The sequence below is a fragment of the Vibrio sp. 10N.286.52.F8 genome, assembly GCF_041468745.1.
Classification (GTDB): domain Bacteria; phylum Pseudomonadota; class Gammaproteobacteria; order Enterobacterales; family Vibrionaceae; genus Vibrio; species Vibrio crassostreae_C.
Genome location: NZ_JBFRJF010000010.1, coordinates 80,302 through 101,824 on the forward strand (window position 1 = coordinate 80,302; position 21,523 = coordinate 101,824).

Below are 21,523 nucleotides of genomic sequence, written 5' to 3' on the forward strand. Positions count from 1 at the left end.
AGAATAAAAAGAAAGCTCAACGTTACACAAAAAAGAAGTCACCCCTGGTGGCTTCAGCTAAACAACTAAATCAAAAATAATAATGAGGAAGAACCATGTCTGTCGTGATTTATCATAACCCACGCTGCTCAAAGAGCCGTCAAACTCTAGAAGTGCTTCAGGAAAACGGCGTACAGCCAGAGGTCATCAAATACCTGGAGACTCCGTTAACAGTTGAACAGCTGAAAGTACTGTTCACTCAGCTTGGTTTTGACAGTGTTCGCGACATGATGCGCACCAAAGAAGCGGACTACAAAGAAGCAAACCTTGGCGATGCTTCAGTTACTGATGAAGATCTTTTCGCCGCGATGGCAACCAATCCAAAACTGTTTGAGCGCCCAGTCGTTGTCGCGAACAACAAAGCAAAAATTGGTCGTCCACCAGAGCAAGTGCTAGAGATTCTGTAATCCAATATGAGCATTAACATTCTTGTTCTTTATTACAGTCGCCACGGCAACACACAAGCTCTAGCAAGGCAGATTGCACGAGGGGTTGAGTCTATCCCAAACTGTGAAGCCATGTTAAGAACGGTGAACGACGTGTACACGGTAGAAGAGCAGCCTGATTCACGCTATCAACCAACCGATCCTATTGCCTCGTTACAAGAGCTTCGATCTTGTGATGGTTTGGCGCTAGGCAGTCCGGTTTGGTTTGGTAACATGGCCGGGCCAATGAAGCACTTTTGGGATAGCACGACATCAATGTGGATCAATGGTGATCTCATCGATAAGCCAGGTTGTGTATTTACCTCTTCTTCATCATTGCATGGTGGTCAAGAGACAACACAACAAAGCATGATGTTGCCCCTGCTTCATCACGGCATGTTAGTCGTGGGCATCCCCTACTCAGAACCGGCGCTGCACACCACTCAAACTGGTGGTACGCCTTATGGTGCAAGCAGTACTGGAGAGAGCGCTTCACTTAGCAAAGAAGAGATTGAGTTGGCGCAAAACCTAGGTAAACGCCTAGCGCGCATCGCAATAAATCAGAAGGGAATTTCTCAATGATGTATATGCCAGAGAAGGCTATGTCTCCCAAAACCAAGCTATTTCGCTACCTTGCTTTAGCGGGCAACTTGTCACTGTTATTCTGGGTGGTGGCTTGGCAGATGACGCTTTCACCGCACCCTCATCTCAGTAATATCACACTGGCGATTGCTTGGGCTATCCCGCTGTTATTGCCATTACCGGGCATTTTAGCAGGAAAACCTTATACGCACGCATGGGCAAATTTCGTCTTGATGCTCTATTTCCTACACGCATTAACTATCTTGTATGTAGACGATGGTGAACGTTTATTAGCGGCTGTAGAACTGCTTCTGACGACTCTAGGTTTCGCGGGCAATATCTTATTTACTCGCTTTAGAGCCAAAGAGTTAGGCATCAAGTTGAAGCGCCTTTCCGAAGTAGAAAAGAGAGAGAAAGCTAAGTTCGAGCAATAATATTGAGCCCATGCTTTTAAACTGACCGCTTACAAACAAAAAGCCCTGCGAGATTGCTCTTGCAGGGCTTTTTTCAAGTTTTCATTTCAATCAGTCATGTCAGCTGACAATTATGAGCGAACCCACTCGTATACCAAGCTTGGCTTAGCATGTACTGGCGCAGTGATGGTTAGATCTTCTGTACTAGAATCCTCTAACGTTGCGTCAGGCGTATTCGTTAGCTCAGCATCCTCAGATATCTCGTTGCCCTTAATCACTTGTACGCCTGAGTCAGTTTCGTCACCAACGACTTCAGCAGCGTCTGTTGAATCATCACCTACAGACATTGTGTTGTCTTGAGTTTCAAATTCAGGGCTCACTTCAGGCTCAATGTAAGATTCTTCAACCTTCGCGACTTGTCGAATACTTGCTACTTCTTGCTCAAACTCTTGTTGAGTCGACAATAAGTGAATTCGGAAAGTGACTTCGTTGTTCTGAATCTTCAGAATATCTAGGCTTGCCACCGAGTTTAGACGCTTAAGTGCGTTCTCTAACTGGAAGAAGTCTTGAGCATTATTCAGGCTAATAAACTGCGTTAAAATCGATTCTGATGACTCACTCGCTACCGTCACAGCACTTTTTCCTGCGTAGTAGTTACTGATTTGGTCAACTAACTTCTTAGAAGTCGTGTCGCTGTTACCCGATAGTGAACCACTTACAGGCGATGTTGGTGCACTCCTCAATTGACTTGGCTTTTGATCGTATAGAGCCCAACGTAGGCCTGAAGATTGAGCCTTTATCACCAACACAGCATCAACAGGATAACGCTGACTCGCTTTACTGATTGGCGTAACAAAGCTACCCCACAAATCAGAAGTCGCAATACCCGTAATATCGTCAAAGTCACCCACAGGCAGCGTTAGAGGCAAGCCACGCTCTTTTGCGTTAGCTTGTAAGCTAGCTGCTAACTGTGAGTTAGAGTGTTCCCACACGATATTCTTGTCGTAGTTGTCCTCTTCCACCAGCCAAACAAGGATGTTTGAACGCGTGTCAGGCCAGTACGGTAACTGTGCTTGAGTCAATAGCGAACGGATTTGAGCACCGTTAAAACGCATACGCAATGTTGAGTGGTCATTGCTTTCACCAAAACTCATTTGAGACATGTACTGCGAACTCTTGCGCATCGCCTTTTGAATCGTCTCATTCGAAGCGACATCAGTTTGGCCGGTCGCACGTATCAATACCTGCTCCATACCTGTATTTCTTGCCACTTGTTCTGGCTGTTTGTCTTCAGCGTTAATCGCAACTTCAGCACTAAAAATATCTACTTGAGTTAAGGCATAACTCGGAGAGGCTAATAGTCCCATCAACAACAATGCTATGTAGCGCATACTGATCCTAATATTCAAATCTTGTGCCTAGATGATAAGCAACTATGGATTGAGGGGCAAGGTCGATAGAGCCCACTGTGTTTAATAACCACAAAATATCACCTGGCCATGATAAATCGCTCACTTATAAACTGAATTTCTAGGGCTTAGATGGATATAAAACATCATTAAGATAAATAAATTTGATCTATTTGGTGTGGCAATCGATTGCTAAGTGATAGAATCCCGCGAATTTTATTTTTCGCTTTTCATATAACGACCATTTTAAGGACATAACATGAAAAATGCTCTGCAAGGTGCGCAAATGCTGTTTGTAGCATTTGGTGCGCTTGTACTCGTGCCGCTACTAACAGGACTTGACCCCAACGTTGCACTCTTTGGCGCAGGTATCGGTACCCTTTTATTCCAACTTATTACACGCCGTTCAGTGCCAATCTTCTTAGCATCTTCTTTTGCATTCATCGCGCCTATCATGTTTGGTATTCAAACTTGGGGTGTCGGTGCAACCATGGGCGGCTTGATGGCGGCGGGTGTTGTGTATGTACTAATGGGCGCGTTAATTAAAGTTCGTGGCGTTGGCTTCATCCATAAACTACTTCCACCAGTCGTGGTTGGCCCTGTAATCATGGTGATCGGCTTAGGTCTTGCACCTGTTGCAGTTAACATGGCGCTAGGTAAGACAGGCGATGGTGCGGTTCAGCTTGTTGATGCAGACGCTGCCCTGTGGATCTCTTCAATTTCACTGTTAGTGACGATTGTCATCAGTGTGTTTTCAAAAGGCTTCCTTAAGCTACTGCCAATCTTCGGTGGTATTGTTGCGGGTTACATCACCAGCTTGGTATACGGCGCGGTAGACTTCACTCCAGTAGCGCAAGCATCTTGGTTAGCACTGCCAAACTTCACAACGCCAGAGTTCAACATCAACGCTATCTTTTTTATGGTATTTGTCGCGATTGCACCTGCCGTTGAACACGTAGGTGATATGCTTGCGATATCTAACGTGACCGGTAAAGACTACCTTAAAAAACCAGGTTTACACCGCACTATTACTGGCGACGGTGTGGCAACAATTGCCGCTTCAATGCTGGGCGCGCCGCCAAACACTACGTACAGTGAAGTAACAGGCGCAGTAATGCTTACCAAAGCATTCAACCCTGTGATCATGACTTGGGCTGCAGTCACAGCCATCGTTCTTGCATTGGTTGGCAAGCTAGGCGCACTACTTCAAACGATTCCGGTTCCTGTAATGGGCGGAATCATGATTCTACTGTTTGGCTCTATCGCAACAGTGGGCCTTAACACACTCATCAAGAACAACGTTGACCTGCATAAATCACGTAACCTTGTGATTGTGGGCATTACTTTAGTCTTTGGTATTGGCGGCATGGCCTTTGGTATCGGTGACTTTAGCCTACAGGGCGTAAGCTTGTGCGGTATCGTTGCGATTCTACTTAACCTAGTACTTCCAGAAGAGCTAGGTGACAACACTGTGGTAGATAAAGCTCAAATCGATTAATGAGTCGGTAAGGCTAGATTCCAAAGAATCACAACCTAACAAGATCAAAAAAGGGAGAGCATCGAATGCTCTCCCTTTTTATTAATACGGTTAATTCAGCGAGTTAAGGAACTGTTTAGAGTCACTTAAGCTGAAACCGAATTACTTAGTACCGAAGATCTTATCGCCAGCATCGCCAAGACCAGGAACAATGTAGCCCTTGTCGTTTAGCTTCTCATCGATTGCAGCCGTGTAAAGCTCAACATCTGGGTGCGCTTTTTCTAGAGCAGCGATACCTTCAGGAGCAGCAACAAGCACAAGAATCTTAAAGTGCTTACAACCTTTCTCTTTCATAAGGTCGATAGTCGCGATCATAGAACCACCCGTCGCAAGCATTGGATCTACCACTAGAGCAATACGCTCGTCGATGTTAGATGCAAGCTTGTTGAAGTATGGTACTGGCTCAAGCGTTTCTTCGTCACGGTAGATACCCACAACGCTGATACGTGCACTTGGGATGTGCTCAAGAACGCCGTCCATCATGCCTAGACCAGCACGTAGGATTGGCACTACCGTTACTTTTTTACCTTTAATTTGGTCAACTTCTACTGGACCGTTCCAACCGTTAATCGTCACACGCTCAGTTTCAAAATCTGATGTCGCTTCGTATGTTAGAAGGCTACCCACTTCTGTCGCTAGCTCACGAAAACGCTTAGTGCTAATGTCACCTTCACGCATCAGGCCAATTTTATGTTTTACTAGCGGGTGTTTCACTTCAACAACTTTCATTTCCAACTCCGGCAATATTTAAACAAACCTGTAGATTATACACGAACTGTGGGGGTATTTCAGAATCTTTATTCTAATAAAAAAAACCGCGCAAACGTTTGCTCTTGGTAATCAAGCCCTGTTAGAATAGCGCCGTTTTCACATCCAACTTAAGTTCGAGGACTATCCCGTGAGTGGTAATACTTCTTCTCTAAGCTACAAAGACGCTGGTGTTGATATCGACGCAGGTAATGCACTAGTAGACCGTATTAAAGGTGCTGTTAAACGCACTCGTCGCCCTGAAGTAATGGGCGGTATTGGTGGCTTTGGCGCCCTATGTGAACTTCCAACGAAATACAAAGAGCCGGTACTTGTTTCAGGTACTGATGGTGTTGGTACTAAACTTCGCCTTGCTTTGGATCTGAAAAAACACGACACCATTGGTATCGACCTAGTGGCAATGTGTGTGAACGACTTAATCGTTCAAGGTGGTGAACCGCTATTCTTCCTAGACTACTACGCAACAGGTAAGCTAGATGTAGATACAGCAGCAGACGTTGTTTCTGGTATTGCTGAAGGCTGTGTTCAAGCTGGCTGTGCACTAATCGGTGGTGAAACTGCTGAAATGCCAGGCATGTACGAAGGCGACGACTACGATGTAGCTGGCTTCTGTGTTGGTGTTGTAGAAAAAGCGGACATCATTGACGGCACTAAAGTAGCAGCAGGCGACGCACTTATCGCTGTTGGCTCAAGTGGTCCACACTCAAACGGTTACTCTTTAATTCGTAAAGTCCTAGAAGTTTCTGGTGCTGATAAGAGTGAAGAACTAGAAGGTCGCACTATCGGTGAGCACCTACTAGAACCAACTAAGATTTACATCAAATCGGCACTTAAGATGATTGCAGAGCATGACATTCATGCTATCTCACACATCACAGGTGGTGGTTTCTGGGAAAACATCCCACGCGTACTTCCTGAAGGTACTAAAGCAGTCATTGATGGCAAGAGCTGGGAATGGCCTGCTATCTTCAACTGGCTACAAGAGAAAGGTAACGTGGAGACATTCGAAATGTACCGCACTTTCAACTGTGGTGTAGGCCTAGTTGTTGCTCTACCTAAAGATCAAGCAGACGCTGCTGTTGAACTACTGAAAGCTGAAGGCGAAAACGCTTGGGTTATCGGTGAGATCGCAAACGCTGAAGCTGGCGAAGAGCAAGTTGAAATTAAATAAGTGATACGCTCACTTACTTAGTTAATCAATGAGGACCTAATGGTCCTCATTTTGCTATTTAGCCCGCAGAAAACCTTAGTTTATGTAGGTACATTGTAAACAATTCAGTTAATCAATCGTATGACCCACTCTATGAAAAACAATCACTCAAATAAAACCAGTCACTCTAATAAAAACATCGTTGTGTTAGTTTCAGGAAGCGGAAGTAACTTACAGGCAATTTTGGATGCCTGCGATAGCGATATGATTGATGCATCGGTTAAAGCTGTCTTCTCAAACAAAGCAGAGGCTTTTGGATTAGAACGAGCGAAAACCGCAGGTGTTGACGCTCATTCAGTGAATCCAAAAGACTTTGGTTCACGTGAAGAGTTTGACCATGAATTGATGGTTCAGATCGATGCTTACCAGCCAGATTTAATCGTACTCGCTGGCTACATGCGAATCCTGAGTTCAGAGTTTGTTCGTCACTATGCAGGGAAAATGGTCAACATCCACCCTTCTCTGTTGCCGAAATACCCAGGCCTACACACCCACCAGCGTGCCATTGATGCGCAAGACAAAGAACACGGTACTAGCGTCCACTTTGTTACCGAGGAGCTCGATGGCGGCCCTGTGATCTTGCAAGCTAAGGTGCCGGTATTTGAAGATGATGATGCTGATATGTTGGCAAGCCGAGTGCTTACCCAAGAACACTGCATTTACCCTATGGTCTGTAAATGGTTCGCCGAAGATCGTTTATCAATGCTAAACGGGCAAGCTGTCTTAGACGGTAAGGCATTAGGTAAACACGGTTACGCAGAAGAGTAATTCTTCAGAAACTAAATCAAATCCAAAAAAAGGCCGCTTACTGATTCATTAGTTCAGTAAGCGGCCTTTTTTATAGGGTTCAAATAATACTATTCGGGACACTTAGCTCAGCTCAATGGTTCAGTTGGCGCTTGGCTTGCTACCTTCTTCGGCGCATAAGCGACATCTTCCAGTGCTTTATGATTGTTGCCAATCAGCTCACCAAAATGAAACAGCGCGTATTCGCCCGGCTTCATTCTAAACCACTCTTCATTGTCTGTTAGAGGCTGAGTTGCCACCACTGTAACCACATCATTAGGCGTAGTTTCTTCCTGGAAGTTAATCTCAACATCTTCATCAATCAGGCTCGCTTTACCAAAAGGTGCGCGCCTTGTTATCCAGTACAAATGGTTGGTGCAGTAGGTCATGACATACTCACCATCACTGAGTAACATGTTAAATACGCCTTTCTCTCGCAGCTGGTCACAACACTCAGCCACAAAGCGGAACATACCTTCCATATCTTGAGGTGGCTCAGGGAAACGCTCTTCAAGTTGTTTGAGTAGCCAACAGAAAGAGAGTTCACTGTCTGTCTCGCCAACCGGTCTGAAACGACCACTGGTCAGATCGTCATAATCCGTTAATTGACCATTGTGAGCAAAGGTCCAGTATCGCCCCCAAAGCTCACGAGTAAAAGGGTGTGTATTCTCTAGATTAACACCACCACGGTTCGCTTGACGGATATGACTGACAACGGCTTGGCTTTTAATTGGGTAGTTTTGAACCAACTCAGCAATCTTTGATTCACAGCTAGGGTTAGGATCTTTAAATGTACGAAAACCCTTTCCCTCATAGAAGGTAATACCCCAGCCATCACGATGCGGGCCAGTATTGCCTCCACGCTGCATAAGACCAGTAAAGCTAAAACAAATATCAGTTGGCACATTCGCGCTCATACCGAGCAATTCACACATGGTTTAATCTACTCCCTATTAAAACCAATGGAGCCACAAACATGGGTTCCAAATGTCTGTAAAACTATTATTCCATCTCTTTTTCAACAAGCTGAATCACAATATGAATGATCTTAATGTGAATCTCTTGGATACGATCTGCGTAACCAAAGTGTGGTACTCGGATTTCGATATCAGCACAACCCGCCATTTTGCCGCCATCTTTACCCGTCAATGCAATCGTCTTCATGCCTTTCGCTTGAGCCGCTTCAATCGCTTTTAGAATATTGGCAGAGTTACCTGAAGTCGACAGACCGAACAACACATCACCTTTACGACCTACCGCTTCTACATAACGAGAAAATACGTGGTCGTAGCCAAAATCATTACTCACGCAAGACAGGTGGCTTGGATCTGAAATCGCAATGCCAGCGTAACCTGGACGGTTTTCACGGTATCGGCCTGTAAGCTCTTCCGCGAAGTGCATTGCATCACAGTGTGAACCACCGTTGCCACAAGAAAGCACTTTGCCTTCTTGTTTGAATGAGTCAGCAATCAGTTTTGCCGCCGCTTCAATTTGAGCGATGTTATGGTCATCACTCAGGAACTTATTCAGAACGTCAGCAGCTTCGTTTAATTCACTTTTGATTAGGTCTTGGTACATAAGACTTATCTCTTATTTTTTTTGACGCAGCTTAAAGTGCGTGAAATGAGAACTGAGGGTTTTCCCCTCTTTATAGCTGAGTTTACCCACAAACATGAAATAGTGTCGACACTTAAGCCCAAAGATTGCCACCTTAATTAACTTGTCGTTGTAAATCCGTCCAAATATTCGCCACCAACCTCTCACAATTAGAACTTTAACTCTATTGAGATCACTTTTTACTCACCTTGGAGTTTTACAAATATTTAATATTTTGTTTACACTTGACTGGTTAGACCTCTTACCTAAAACTTAATAACAATAAGTGATCTCTGAAAAGGAAATCGATCATGAACATATTGCTCTCCCTACTCGGCATGACCGCCATCTTAGGCGTCTGTCTTTACCATAGAGTTAGTCTGGTACGTGCATTAGTTGTATTAACCGGCGCAATGGTAGCATTAACACTGCTTGGCGGCGTGGCTGTTACCGGCTGGCTTTGCTATCTATTAGCCGTTGCGATCTTTGCTGTACCGACCATTCGTCAGACACTGATCAGCCAAAAAGCACTCTCTTTATTTAAGAAAGTTCTACCGGCGATGTCTCAGACAGAAAAAGAAGCACTAGAAGCCGGCACAGTATGGTGGGAAGCAGAGCTGTTCAAAGGCAAACCTGAATGGAAGAAACTTCAGAACATTGCTGACCCGAAACTCTCTGAAGCTGAGCAAGCGTTTTTAGATGGTCCAGTAAATATCGTGTGTGAAATGGTCAATGATTACCAAGTCACTCATGAGCTTGCTGATTTGCCACCAGAAGTATGGCAATACCTGAAAGACCATAAATTCTTCGCCATGATCATCAAGAAAAAATACGGCGGCTTAGAGTTCTCAGCTTACGCTCAATCTTTGGTTCTACAGAAGCTAACAGGCGTTTCTAGTGTATTGTCATCAACCGTTGGAGTACCTAACTCGTTAGGCCCCGGTGAGCTATTGCAGCACTACGGTACAGAAGAACAAAGAAACCACTACCTACCCCGCTTAGCGGAAGGTAAAGAGATCCCTTGTTTTGCCCTAACTAGCCCAGAAGCAGGCTCAGATGCCGGCTCAATCCCCGATTACGGCATCGTATGCAAAGGTCAATGGCAAGGCGAAGAAGTTCTAGGTATGCGCCTCACTTGGAACAAGCGCTACATTACCCTTGCACCTGTCGCAACAGTATTGGGACTTGCGTTTAAATTACGAGATCCAGACGGCCTACTTGGTGACAAGCAAGAGCTCGGTATCACTTGTGCGCTTATCCCTACAGATTTAAAAGGCGTGAAGATTGGTAATCGTCACTTCCCACTAAACGTACCGTTCCAAAATGGCCCAACCCAAGGTGATGATCTCTTCGTTCCTATCGATTTCATCATTGGTGGTCAGAAAATGGCAGGACAAGGCTGGCGTATGCTAGTTGAGTGTCTATCTGTTGGTCGTGGTATCACACTGCCTTCAAACTCAACGGGCGGCATTAAATCGGCTGCGCTGGCAACCGGTGCTTACGCTCGCATTCGTCGCCAGTTCAAACAACCTATTGGCCGCATGGAAGGGGTTGAAGAGCCACTTGCACGCCTTGCAGGTAACGCTTATGTAATGGACGCTGCAAGTAACCTAACCGTTGCGGGCATCGACCTTGGTGAAAAGCCTTCGGTTATCTCTGCAATCGTTAAGTACCACTGTACTCACCGTGGCCAGCGCAGCATCATTGATGCGATGGATATCGTCGGTGGTAAAGGCATTTGTTTAGGCCCATCGAACTTCCTAGCTCGTGGCTACCAAGGCTCGCCTATCGCGATTACGGTTGAAGGCGCAAACATCCTGACTCGTTCAATGATCATCTATGGTCAAGGTGCGATTCGCTGTCACCCTTACGTACTGAACGAAATGGAAGCGGCTTATTCTGAAAGCAGCGATGCGCTTGATAAGTTTGATTCAGCGTTAGCAGGGCACGTTAGCTTTACGATGAGCAACCTAGTCCGCAGCTTGTGGTTTGGTTTAACCGATGGTCGTGGTTCTGATGCGCCAACACCTTCAAATAAAACAGATAAACAGACACAGCGTTACTACCAACAGCTAAACCGCTACAGTGCAAACCTAGCGCTACTGTCTGATATTTCAATGGCAGTTCTAGGCGGATCACTGAAGCGTAGAGAACGTTTATCAGCAAGACTGGGTGATATCTTAAGTCAACTTTACCTCGGTTCAGCAACGTTGAAGCGCTTTGAAAGTGAAGGCAGCCACGCTGAAGATCTACCGTTAGTACATTGGGGGATGCAAGATAGCTTACGTCAGACTGAAGTGGCGATTGATGAATTCTTAGCGAACTTCCCTAACCCTGTGATTGGTCGTCTGCTTCGTGTTGTGCTAATGCCATTTGGTCGTATCCGTCGTGCTCCAAACGACAAGCTCGATAGCAAAGTTGCGCACATTCTACAAACACCAAGCGAAACACGCTCTCGTATAGGTCGCGGCCAATACCTAGAAGCGACGGAATACAACCCAGTAGGTAAGATTGAAAAAGCGCTAGAAGTGATTCTTCAAGCTGAACCTCTGTTCGACAAAGTCTGCAAAGAGACACATCAAAAACGTGCCTTCTTACGACTTGATCTTGTTGCTCAGTTGGGACTTGAGAAAGGTATCTTAACGCAAGACGAAGCAAATCTTCTGATTAGCGCTGAGGAACATAGACTGTACACGATTAACGTGGATGACTTCTCACCAGAGGAGCTTGCAGCAAAATCTCAGTACCCAGACCAATCGATTGATAACGTCGCTTAAGGCCAGAAAAAGAAACAAAAACGGGACTAGTATGAGTCCCGTTTTTTTGTTCATGATTTCGTTGCCACAAATTCCAATGCTTTATCTAGCAGCTTATTCTCTCTAGACAATCTAATCATCTAAGCGAGTTACTTGGGCGCCTTGAGCTGCATCTCAGGTAACGCTTTTTTCTTCGCCTTGACCTTACGAACCACAAACCAAATCAATAAGCCCAATAGAATAGCGACCACATTACCCACCGCAATAATGATCATACTGCGCTGTCTGTCATCTTCACGTTTTTGAAGGATCATCAACTCTGTTGCGATACGCTTCTGTTCAGCAAGAGCTTCTTCTTGAAGACGTCGTGACTCTGCTAAGTCGATATCTTCAACAACGCTGTACGACTGCTCGGTAATTGGAAAAATCAGCGGGCGCTGACTTGAAGCATCAGTGGCATAAACCATCCCTGACCAATTATAAATTCCTAAATCGCCATTATAAGGCACCTCTAAAGCGACTTTCATTGCGTCGACTTCAGCTTGCCCCTGCTTGTACATCACATATTCATCAGAAGCCTTGTGCTCAACATGAACCGCTAACGAGCTCGGTGCGATCATCCCCTGTTCACCAGACACCACAATAGTATGAGGTAAACCCTCTTTTCGTGATTGAATGAAGGTGCTAGTGATCGGTGTTGGGTAAACCAAGACTTCTTGCTCTTGCGCTCGCAGGAACACGCCATTACCAGAGGTAATACGCGCTCGGTATTTACCGGGCTCGATATCAATTGGCAAAGAGACAGTGAACACACCATCTCCGGCCTTTTCATCAAGATCAGCGCCATCATCGGCAAACTCGCCCATCACAACCGGCACCGGGCGCGCTTCTCTCACCAAAGACTCTTCGTTTTCAACAAACTTAGTAAAGGTAACCTTAAGCTTCACGCGATCGAGAAAATCGCGCAGCACCAGCGGCTTGCCATCAGAAGTCAGTCGAGCGGTAAATTTGATGCGCTCTGTTTGATACAACTTATCTGGGAACTCATTAGCATCCAAAACAAGATGAGACAGCAGCTTGATATTGTTCTTAGGGGAAACTTTACCTATCGCTTGCCAAGGGCCGGGCATCGGATTGTCGATAGAGATAATGTCCATGGACGATTCTTCGTACCAACGGACATTATCAGCATTGCGCCAAGAGTAGTATTTCTTGCCATCAGGGCGAACCAAAACGACAGGTTTAGAGTTATCGGCTCGATAAATCACAAAGGTGACTTGTTCAATACTGGGATCAACTCTAAAACGGTTGTCCAATAAACTCATAACGGATTCTGTTGCTGCATGTAAGCCAAAACTTAACAGCAATAAGCAACCGGTAGCCAATACCCTTAACATACTTTCTCCCTACTGACGCCAGAGGCAGCTTCCGCTTTTCTCGACGAGATCTAAACGACTTTGATGCGCTTCTACTTCATCGGCCGTAGCTCGTAAAACCTTTAGGGATTTTCGACCACTTTCTACTCTTCGTATGCTTTCGGCTTCGCCTTCCTGTTGACCAGCGTTAAATTGCAGCGAAGTTTGACCACCCGTCATCAATAAGTAGACGTCGGCTAGGATCTCCGCATCGAGCAATGCGCCGTGGAGAGTACGGTGCGAGTTATCGATACCGTAACGGTCACATAAGATATCTAGGTTGTTTCTTTTACCTGGGAATATCTTCTTCGCCATTGCCAAGGTATCGGTAACTTTACAGTAGTCATCCGTTTTACCTATCGCTGGGTTGAGCTTCTCAAACTCATAGTCCATGAAGCCCGTATCGAAGGGCGCGTTATGAGCCACCAGCTCCGCACCTTTGATAAAGTCGAGAAACTCTTTATGAATGTCTTGGTATTCAGGCTTATCAATCAAGAATTCATCGGTAATACCGTGAACGCCAATCGCCTCTTCTTGAATCGCACGATCGGGCTTGATGTAGACGTGGAAATGACGCCCGGTCAGCCTACGGTTGATGATCTCTACTGCACCAATTTCAACGATGCGGTGACCCATATAGTGAGGGCCACCTTCTGTATTCATACCGGTGGTTTCGGTATCGAGTACAACAATGCGCTTATTTTCGTTCGAACTGTTTTTTTCGTTCGTGCTTTGTTCTGGAGTGCTACTGGTATTCATAAGGATAACTGTGTCAGACTATGCCGATAATGTGCTTGAGGTAATAGTATCAAATCATGACGAAACAAGTTGAAATTTTCACTGATGGTTCTTGTTTAGGCAACCCTGGTCCCGGCGGCTATGGCATCGTACTTCGCTACAAAAAAGTCGAGAAGACGCTAGCAGAAGGTTTCACGCTAACAACCAATAACCGTATGGAAATGCTCGCCGCTGTCGTTGCTCTCCAAGCCCTCAAAGAACCTTGCTCTGTGATTCTGACCACAGATAGCCAATACGTGCGTCAAGGCATCACACAGTGGATTCATAACTGGAAAAAGCGTGACTGGAAAACAGCCGACAAGAAACCGGTTAAAAATGCCGATCTGTGGCAAAGGCTCGATAAAGAAACCGCTCGCCATAGCGTTGATTGGCGCTGGGTAAAAGGACACGCGGGACACAGAGAAAACGAAATGTGTGATGATTTAGCGCGAAATGCAGCGGAGAATCCGACTCTAGAAGATACGGGCTATCAACCAAGCTAATCGTCTTTTTAATTAGACGCACATTTCAGAAAGCGATTTATAATTTCTTAAACTAATTGACAATTTCTCAATCGAATTGATAGATGAAAAGCCGACAACTAATCGGCTTTTTCTGTTTTTAGCGGATATGACGCTTTGGCTGAATCCATTGTACGGCGCGTATTGGTTCTAAAACTTGCCCCAACAGGCGAGAAACGTCGCTTGAGGTGCCAATGTGGTTTGATGGGTTTTAGCGGGTAAGTACGCTTACGAGCAACAATAAAGTATTGGCTTCCGGCGAAGGATGCACAACCACCTAAGCTGTTCTCCAACCACGTCCACATCGCTTGATACTTACTCATCGGAAACAGCGCGTAGGTGTCACAATGAATTACTTCATAGTTAAGTACACCTAACCAGTCTTTAATTCGACTTGGCGTGTACATACGCCCACTCCAAGGCAAGCTGTTCTTTCGCCAAGGCATCAAACTGGCAAGCCCAGTGACACTGATTGGGTTGAAGCCCGTGATAATGATATAGCCATCGTCCATCATCACTCGATCGACTTCTCTCAATAAGCGATGCGGGTCATTGCTATAATCTAGCTGATGACTCAGTACTACAACATCAAAGCTTTTCTCCAAAAAGGGTAAATTATAGCCATCCGCTATCACATTATGTAATGGGTTCTGGATATCTAGGTTTACTTGATGTTGAATGTTGCATGTGCAGCTAGAAATCTCACTACTGAGGCCACCGAGCTTGAGCATATGGTAACCAAATAGCTTTGGGCACCACTCATCGAGTCGAGTTTGAATAGATTCTCTCAACCAGTCCCCATTGTGCAATTGCGCCCAAGTGTAAGGACGTTCAAACTTCTTTCTGCTACGTGCTGGCTTCATCAATAATCTGTCTCACTTATTCTGTCGCACTAATAGTGACTGGAGAACCAATAATGTTACATATCAAAAGCATACCTGCATTTAACGACAATTACATCTGGCTGATTCAAAATAGCGATCGCCGTTGTGCTGTCGTCGACCCTGGTGATGCGGCTCCAGTATTAGAGTACTTGGCACACCATGAGCTAACTTTAGATGCAATCTTGATTACACACCACCACCACGATCACATTGGTGGTGTTCCAGAACTCGTTAGACAATTTCCCGGCGTGGATGTTGTCGGTCCAAGGAATGAACCTATCCCTACCTTAACTCATCCGGTCGATGATGGTGATCAATTAGAACTGTTTGGCGAAGTATTCCTCGTCCTAGGGCTCAGTGGCCATACTGCGGGTCATATTGGTTATGTGGGCGATGCCAAACTGTTTTGTGGTGATGTGTTGTTCTCTGCGGGCTGTGGCCGAATCATGGAAGGCACACCACAACAGATGTTCGATGCACTGAATAAGATCACGGCTCTGCCTCAAGAAACCGAAGTTTATTGTGCACATGAGTACACTGCAGCCAATATCGCTTTCGCATTAGCCGTAGAGCCTGATAACCAACATTTGCAGCAATATCGCGACCAAGTGAACCGACTTCGCGCTCAAAATAAGTCGACCATCCCCACAAATTTGAGACAAGAGAAGTTTGTGAACCCCTTCCTGCGCTATACCGAGCCAAGTGTAGTGAAATCAGTGTCTAATCGCACCGAGCAGACCGATCCTTTATCGGTATTCACCGCTTTACGTGCGTGGAAGAACGAATTTTAACAAATACAGACTTGTCACTCATAGGGGGTGGCAAGTATTATCATCGGCCGTTAATTAAAAAGGCTGTAACATGCGAGTTAAGTACAGCTGGGCTTTGGTATTACTACTTTCTGGTTGCCAATTAACTCAGTCAGAGAATCCAGACCAAGCTTCCGAGCAAACCAACACATCTCCTACTAAAGAAGTTTCTCAAGCGAACGTTTCATCAGAAGCAACAGCCAAAGAAGATCAAAAAGTTGAAGCACCTGTCGTTACTCCACAAACACAAGAAGATGTTTGGAAACGCATTGCGATGCAACTTGAAATGGAAGTGCCAGACCAAAAGAAGGTCGACTACTACCGAACTTGGTATCTCAAGCACCCGAGTCATCTAAAAACAGTATCAAAGCGTGCTGAACCTTTCTTGTATCTGATCACGACTAAGATTGAAGAAAAAGGCTTACCACTAGAATTGGCACTACTACCCGTTGTAGAAAGCTCTTTCGATGCGTTTGCCTACTCTCATGGCAGTGCTGCTGGTCTATGGCAATTCATTTCAGGCACTGGCAAAGACTACGGGCTTGAACAGAACTTTTGGTATGACGGCCGCCGCGATGTTGCCGCCTCTACCGACGCCGCATTGGACTTCCTCTCAGATCTTAACCGACGTTTCGATGGCGACTGGAATCATGCGATTGCTGCCTATAACAGTGGTGGTGGTCGAGTAAACAGCGCAATCCGCAAGAACAAGAAGCTTGGCAAGCCAATCGACTTTTTCTCTTTGGACTTACCAAAAGAGACCAGCAGCTATGTACCTAAACTGCTTGCTCTAGCAGATGTCATTGCCAACCAAGAAAAGTATGGCATCGATATTCCGGCGATCCCGAATAAGCCAGTGCTGACTCTGGTTAACCCTGAAGAACAGCTTGATTTAGCCATTGCTGCGAACTACGCAGGCATTCCTGTCAAAGAACTTCAAGGTTACAACCCGGCTTACAACCAATGGGCAACGGCACCAGAGAAACACCAACAACTATTACTTCCTTTAGATTCAGTTGAGAAATTCAACAAAGAAGTCGCTGCCAATAAAGGCAAAGGCATGAAGTTGGTGCGTTACAAGGTTCAATCTGGTGACAGCATTAGCGTACTGGCAAGCAAATATAACACCACCAGCAAAGTGATCCGCTCTGCAAACGGTTTGAGCAACAACAATATTCGTATTGGCCAGCACTTACTTATCCCAACATCCACCAAAGACGACAAGACATACGCCCTAAGCGCCTCAAACCGCCTAGCAAGCACACAGTCGAAGAGTCGTGGTCAATATAAGCTCAGCCATACTGTAAGAAGTGGTGACAGCCTATGGACGATTGCACGCGCAAATAAGGTCTCTCATCAATCACTGGCTAAGTGGAATGGCATGGGACCACGCGACACGCTTAGAGTTGGTCAAGAACTGGTCATTTGGAAGAACGGCTCAGACGGCGCCATCATCCGTACGATCTTTTATAACGTAAGATCAGGTGACACAGTCAGCGGTATTGCATCAAAGTTCAAAGTAAAAAGTACAGATGTTGTAAAATGGAACACTTTGCAGAACAAAAAATACCTACAGCCAGGACAAAAACTGAAGCTGTATGTTGATGTAACTAAGGTAAGTGTATGAACCCGTCAAGTAACCCACTCGTCATGCTGTTGGATATATTCCGTTCGCCAACAGCTTGTTTCTTAGCGCTTTATCAACGAAGTGCTTGGGGATGGCAACCCTACGTCGTATTAATGCTCAGCCCATTTTTGTTTTGGGGTGCTTATTTTTCGAATGTAGATTTTGCATGGTTAAGTGCAGAGCTCTCGCAGCAACTGGCTCAAACGAACCCTGACCAATTGGCGTTACTTGACAGCAATACCTTACTCGCAAGTGAAATCATCAGCGACGTATTTGGCCGAACATTAACCATCGTTCTATTGGCATTCTGGTTTAACCTAGCAACCAAGCCAAGCCAACATCAGCACAGCTTTTGGCGATGGTTTGCAGCGGCATCGGTTGTTATATTCCCAGCTGTTTTAGGTGATGTAGCAAGCTACGCAAGCCTGATACTCAAGCATGGACATGTGATGAACTACGCTGCCGACTTGAACAGCTTAAATGGCTTGATCAAGTTACCGCTAACTAATGATTGGTCACAGTTTGCTAGCTCATTACCACTGCTTCTGCCATGGTACATCGTGCTAGGTTATGCTGCGGTATTAACGTGGACTGAGTTTGAACGCGGGCAAGCGCTTGTGATTTCAGGCTTACCATGGGTTGGCTACTACCTAATCTGGGCGCTCTACATTTTAATCTTTTAAGTAGAAGAGATAAGGCTAGCGAAGACTCTCTAGCCTATTGTTCCGTTAGATTTCCCAAGGTAACCACCGTGCGAATGGTTAAGTTCCAATGACTAATAGCTAATCACTATTTAGCCTTAAAGGTCACTCGCATAGGGTTATGATCAGAAGCGTCCGTAATGGGCGCTTTTGCTTTTTCTACCTCTAGCCCTCGATAGAACACATGGTCGAGCACCAGTCCTGTAATGAACTGAGTTCTGTTATCTGGCTCAAAGGCAACTTCCGTCAAACCAACCTTCTCCAACGCATCTTTCAATACAGCAAAGCGAGCTTCACTCCAGCTATTAAAGTCCCCAGCAAAAATAACCGGCCCACGATACTTTTGCAGATTGTCAGTTAAGCTCTTGAGCTGAGCCTCGTAATCTTCCGTACCAAAGGTAAAGTTCACAGCGTGGATATTAATCACAGCCAGCTCTTCGCCATTGTTTAGTTGGTAACGCGACCAAAGCGCCGATTTAGGCAGTTGAAGCCAAGGTTCTTCATGAGTATAAGCACACGCTTCAATCGGTAAATGGGTTGCTAGGTTGAGTACCCCAGCACTTTGCTCAAAGGCCTCAAACGCATTAACACGTGTGCTTCCCCACTGTCCGCTCATTACCCATTGGCGAAGTCCTTCTGTCATACTAGCTTCTTGCAGCAAGACTAAATCGCTACCTGCCGACAGCTTATTTAACTCACTCTGCCAATTATTTCGGTTTTGCTTGTAGATATTCCACACCGTAATGTCTAAGCCATCAGACACATCAATCGCTTTCGGTGCAGAGTTTTGGTAGCAACTGTAGATGTCGTTACTGGTACTTTGAGAGGAAATGATCAGGTTGGGTTTATTCGGGATCACGAAGATAAAATGAAAACTAACGACAGCAAGCGTTATCAATAACGTGATAACAATGATGGTTTTCTTAAACATACAGCACCCTACCAGAGATGAAAAAGGAGCGATAAACGCTCCTTTTAGGGTAATAGTTTTTTTATACGGCGTCTTCGTCTTCTTCGCCAGTACGAATACGTACCACACGTTCAACTTCAGTAATGAAGATCTTACCGTCACCAATTTTACCTGTTTGAGCCGTCTCAATGATGGTATCAACACATTGGTCAGCCACTTCGTCGGTCACAACGATTTCTAGTTTCACTTTAGGTAAAAAGTCGACCATGTACTCTGCGCCGCGGTATAGCTCAGTATGACCTTTTTGACGTCCAAAGCCTTTAACTTCAGATACTGTCATACCCGTAATACCCACTTCTGCAAGTGCTTCACGTACATCATCAAGTTTGAATGGCTTGATAATGGCTTCAATCTTTTTCATGTTCATCCCTTAAACTGTGCGAATGGCTCATTATCGGTTAGCTATAGTAAACATTCAATGAAAAAAGCCAGAGCTTTAAAGCTCTGGCTCGAAATTTATCATCTTGTTTAATCAGCGCTTTGAGAAGGTTTTACTTAAGGCTTGCGTAGTAAGCGGCTAGATTCGCGATGTCTTCATCACTCAGCATTGAAGCTTGAGCCTGCATTACAGCGGCCAAACCGCCGGTGCGCTGGCCATTCTTATAGGCCTTAATTGATGAAGCGATGTATTGCTCGTTTTGACCTTTAAGGTTTGGATAGCCAGGGATCACTGCGATACCGTCTGCACCATGACATGCCGCACAGATTGCTGCTTTAGCTTGACCCGCAGCAACATCAGCCGCCAGAGCGTTACCACTCAATAGTCCAAATCCAAGAACTAATCCTAGTGTAATTTTCTTCATTGCATATTCCATTAATTATTTTTATTAAAGTGACGGTGAATTGTGACATAAACTTTTTCTACTTGCTCCAAAGCGCTTCACAATCTTGACCTTCGTAGTTTTTATCTACGAATAAGCCTAAAACAGCGATCACTCGATCGCCATCCATTAATATCGGCGTTCTGCGTCTTAACCAACTGGGTACTTGGTACTCTTGAAACAACTTCTTAAGCTTCCTGCTATGACCGCGCCCAACAGGGTGTGCTGACAATCCCTCAGGGTTAAATATCACTCGCAGTGTTCCTCTCGTTGTGTTGAGACTAAAATGTTGCGCATCACAGTGGTTAGATACACCATCACTCGCCGCTGAAGTTAAGTGTAGTTCCCCTAAACCGTCAGGCAAAACTAAGCTCTCTTCCATCGAGATATCACTTTGCCAGTTCGACAAGTCTTTGGTCTCTTTTACGACATGGAGCTGATGATTAAAACGTCTAACCTCAACCTCATTCAACACCAGCTTAGGGTTGGCGTCTGCCTGAGCACATGCCACCTCATCCCATATAAGTTTGAGCTGCTTTTGGCTCGGCATCGGTTGATTACAGCGGCTCAGCCACATTCTTAATAAGCGTGCACGCAGTAAATCAGAGTACTGAGATAATACCTCAATACTTAAGCTGTGCTTCTCAGTCAAAGCTTGTTGTAAGTGAGATTCTAACAACTCATCCAACAGTAACTCTTGCTCTGCACATAGCTGAGCACTACGACTGACCGATTCTCGAAAACTAGGCCAACGCTCGGTCAGTGTCGGAGTGACTTGATGACGAATAAAATTACGGTCAAAGCGAACGTCTTGATTACTCTCATCTTCTACCCAAGTTAAAGCCATATCGCGCGCCGCCACTTCAATATCCGTTCTCGTCACCGACAGCAGTGGGCGAACGATATGAGCACCTGAAAATGGCATCACTTTCGCCATTGAAGAGAGCCCTTTCGGACCACTGCCACGCTTAAGAGCTAACAAGAAGGTCTCGACTTGGTCATCGATGTGCTGGCCTGTCACTAACACATCACCTTGTCTAATATGCTTTTTAAGGGCTTGGTATCGCGCGTCTCGAGCCAGCTTTTCAACGCTTTCTCCACGGCTAATATCTAGCGAGACTCGTTCAATGAACAAGGATACCGACAAAGCATCACACCATGTTTTGCACTGCTCTGCCCAATAATCAGCATTGTTGCTTAAGCCGTGGTGAACATGTACCGCACAGCAATCGATGTGATGGGACTTAGCGAATTGGGCAGCCAACTCCAACAACACTCGTGAATCGACACCACCACTGAAAGCGACGATCAACCGACAAGGCTTAAGCGCGCTTTGATCAAGTACAGATGTGAAGGTATCAATTAAGTGTGTCATGAGGCTAATAAACCAAGAGATCGTGTGTTAAGGGATAATGTTTTAATAATAAAAAAGGGTTGGCACTGAGTCCAACCCTTTCATCATTTGTTCGTATAGCTA

22 protein-coding genes are annotated in these 21,523 nt (G+C 45.4%); 11 read left to right on the plus strand and 11 right to left on the minus strand.

Features of this window, described 5'->3' with window-relative positions:
* Window positions 1-95 precede the first annotated feature (95 nt).
* From arsC to AB4133_RS04465, 3 genes are read left to right on the plus strand one after another with little or no spacing between them, the layout of a single operon-like run.
* Complete coding sequence (arsC, locus tag AB4133_RS04455) at window positions 96-446, plus strand: arsenate reductase (glutaredoxin) (protein ID WP_017060711.1); 351 nt, start codon at window positions 96-98, stop codon at window positions 444-446.
* A gap of 6 nt (window positions 447-452) precedes the next feature.
* Entirely contained in the window at window positions 453-1,046 is a 594-nt protein-coding gene (gene wrbA / locus AB4133_RS04460; protein WP_017060712.1) for an NAD(P)H:quinone oxidoreductase, read from the plus strand.
* Window positions 1,043-1,480 carry a DUF2069 domain-containing protein gene (locus AB4133_RS04465; RefSeq protein WP_372122445.1) on the plus strand — a complete coding sequence of 146 codons (438 nt, stop codon included), beginning with the start codon at window positions 1,043-1,045 and terminating at the stop codon, window positions 1,478-1,480. Before wrbA ends, AB4133_RS04465 begins: the two co-directional genes overlap by 4 nt.
* Window positions 1,481-1,590: 110 nt before the next feature.
* Here the strand turns inward: AB4133_RS04465 and AB4133_RS04470 are convergent, their stop codons facing one another.
* Window positions 1,591-2,850 carry a DUF2066 domain-containing protein gene (locus tag AB4133_RS04470; RefSeq protein ID WP_372224014.1) on the minus strand — a complete coding sequence of 420 codons (1,260 nt, stop codon included), beginning with the start codon at window positions 2,848-2,850 and terminating at the stop codon, window positions 1,591-1,593.
* Between the two features lie 277 nt (window positions 2,851-3,127).
* Here AB4133_RS04470 and AB4133_RS04475 point away from each other — a divergent pair, with 277 nt between their 5' ends.
* A complete protein-coding gene (locus AB4133_RS04475) occupies window positions 3,128-4,366 on the plus strand; it encodes a uracil-xanthine permease family protein (protein ID WP_017060715.1) in 1,239 nt (412 codons plus the stop codon).
* Between the two features lie 141 nt (window positions 4,367-4,507).
* Here the strand turns inward: AB4133_RS04475 and upp are convergent, their stop codons facing one another.
* Entirely contained in the window at window positions 4,508-5,134 is a 627-nt protein-coding gene (gene upp / locus AB4133_RS04480; RefSeq protein WP_004734318.1) for a uracil phosphoribosyltransferase, read from the minus strand.
* A 169-nt stretch (window positions 5,135-5,303) separates the two neighbouring features.
* Between upp and purM the strand changes: the two genes are divergently transcribed.
* Both purM and purN read left to right on the plus strand, forming a co-directional pair.
* Window positions 5,304-6,344, plus strand: a complete 1,041-nt coding sequence (gene purM, locus AB4133_RS04485) for a phosphoribosylformylglycinamidine cyclo-ligase (RefSeq protein ID WP_008222945.1) — start codon at window positions 5,304-5,306, stop codon at window positions 6,342-6,344.
* Window positions 6,345-6,476: 132 nt separating this feature from the next.
* Window positions 6,477-7,151: a phosphoribosylglycinamide formyltransferase gene (gene purN, locus AB4133_RS04490; protein ID WP_372148823.1), complete on the plus strand. Its 675-nt coding sequence runs from the start codon at window positions 6,477-6,479 to the stop codon at window positions 7,149-7,151.
* A 107-nt stretch (window positions 7,152-7,258) separates the two neighbouring features.
* On the opposite strand, the gene AB4133_RS04495 is transcribed toward purN, so the two are convergent.
* Together AB4133_RS04495 and lpcA are read right to left on the minus strand one after the other, a co-directional pair.
* Window positions 7,259-8,104, minus strand: coding sequence for a class II glutamine amidotransferase (locus AB4133_RS04495; RefSeq protein WP_017072286.1), 846 nt, complete (start codon window positions 8,102-8,104; stop codon window positions 7,259-7,261).
* Window positions 8,105-8,171: 67 nt separating this feature from the next.
* Entirely contained in the window at window positions 8,172-8,747 is a 576-nt protein-coding gene (gene lpcA, locus AB4133_RS04500) for a D-sedoheptulose 7-phosphate isomerase (RefSeq protein WP_017063379.1), read from the minus strand.
* Window positions 8,748-9,076: 329 nt separating this feature from the next.
* Between lpcA and fadE the strand changes: the two genes are divergently transcribed.
* Complete coding sequence (gene fadE, locus AB4133_RS04505) at window positions 9,077-11,542, plus strand: acyl-CoA dehydrogenase FadE (RefSeq protein WP_372224015.1); 2,466 nt, start codon at window positions 9,077-9,079, stop codon at window positions 11,540-11,542.
* A 128-nt stretch (window positions 11,543-11,670) separates the two neighbouring features.
* On the opposite strand, the gene AB4133_RS04510 is transcribed toward fadE, so the two are convergent.
* Together AB4133_RS04510 and dnaQ are read right to left on the minus strand one after the other, a co-directional pair.
* Window positions 11,671-12,918, minus strand: a complete 1,248-nt coding sequence (locus tag AB4133_RS04510) for a TIGR03503 family protein (RefSeq protein ID WP_065583988.1) — start codon at window positions 12,916-12,918, stop codon at window positions 11,671-11,673.
* A 9-nt stretch (window positions 12,919-12,927) separates the two neighbouring features.
* On the minus strand, window positions 12,928-13,695 hold the full coding sequence (gene dnaQ, locus AB4133_RS04515) for a DNA polymerase III subunit epsilon (protein WP_017060722.1): 768 nt from the start codon (window positions 13,693-13,695) through the stop codon (window positions 12,928-12,930).
* Window positions 13,696-13,751: 56 nt separating this feature from the next.
* Here dnaQ and rnhA point away from each other — a divergent pair, with 56 nt between their 5' ends.
* Entirely contained in the window at window positions 13,752-14,216 is a 465-nt protein-coding gene (gene rnhA, locus AB4133_RS04520) for a ribonuclease HI (protein WP_017060723.1), read from the plus strand.
* Window positions 14,217-14,314: 98 nt separating this feature from the next.
* Here rnhA and AB4133_RS04525 read toward each other — a convergent pair whose 3' ends face one another.
* Window positions 14,315-15,097: a class I SAM-dependent methyltransferase gene (locus AB4133_RS04525; protein ID WP_017060724.1), complete on the minus strand. Its 783-nt coding sequence runs from the start codon at window positions 15,095-15,097 to the stop codon at window positions 14,315-14,317.
* 53 nt (window positions 15,098-15,150) lie between these two features.
* Here AB4133_RS04525 and gloB point away from each other — a divergent pair, with 53 nt between their 5' ends.
* The 3 genes from gloB to AB4133_RS04540 all read left to right on the plus strand — a co-directional run bounded on the left by gloB (window position 15,151) and on the right by AB4133_RS04540 (window position 18,237).
* Entirely contained in the window at window positions 15,151-15,909 is a 759-nt protein-coding gene (gene gloB / locus AB4133_RS04530; RefSeq protein WP_017060725.1) for a hydroxyacylglutathione hydrolase, read from the plus strand.
* Between the two features lie 70 nt (window positions 15,910-15,979).
* Window positions 15,980-17,554, plus strand: a complete 1,575-nt coding sequence (locus tag AB4133_RS04535) for a LysM peptidoglycan-binding domain-containing protein (RefSeq protein ID WP_017063374.1) — start codon at window positions 15,980-15,982, stop codon at window positions 17,552-17,554.
* Window positions 17,551-18,237 (plus strand): YIP1 family protein, encoded by a 687-nt coding sequence (locus AB4133_RS04540; RefSeq protein WP_017060727.1) that lies wholly within the window; start codon window positions 17,551-17,553, stop codon window positions 18,235-18,237. The genes AB4133_RS04535 and AB4133_RS04540 overlap by 4 nt, the downstream gene beginning before the upstream one ends.
* Before the next feature lie 106 nt (window positions 18,238-18,343).
* Here the strand turns inward: AB4133_RS04540 and AB4133_RS04545 are convergent, their stop codons facing one another.
* The 4 genes from AB4133_RS04545 to tilS all read right to left on the minus strand — a co-directional run bounded on the left by AB4133_RS04545 (window position 18,344) and on the right by tilS (window position 21,421).
* Window positions 18,344-19,186, minus strand: coding sequence for an endonuclease/exonuclease/phosphatase family protein (locus AB4133_RS04545; protein ID WP_017060728.1), 843 nt, complete (start codon window positions 19,184-19,186; stop codon window positions 18,344-18,346).
* Between the two features lie 61 nt (window positions 19,187-19,247).
* On the minus strand, window positions 19,248-19,586 hold the full coding sequence (gene glnB / locus AB4133_RS04550) for a nitrogen regulatory protein P-II (RefSeq protein WP_017063373.1): 339 nt from the start codon (window positions 19,584-19,586) through the stop codon (window positions 19,248-19,250).
* Between the two features lie 130 nt (window positions 19,587-19,716).
* Window positions 19,717-20,040, minus strand: coding sequence for a cytochrome c (locus AB4133_RS04555; RefSeq protein WP_170791809.1), 324 nt, complete (start codon window positions 20,038-20,040; stop codon window positions 19,717-19,719).
* A 46-nt stretch (window positions 20,041-20,086) separates the two neighbouring features.
* Window positions 20,087-21,421, minus strand: a complete 1,335-nt coding sequence (gene tilS, locus AB4133_RS04560) for a tRNA lysidine(34) synthetase TilS (protein WP_017060730.1) — start codon at window positions 21,419-21,421, stop codon at window positions 20,087-20,089.
* Window positions 21,422-21,523 lie beyond the last annotated feature (102 nt).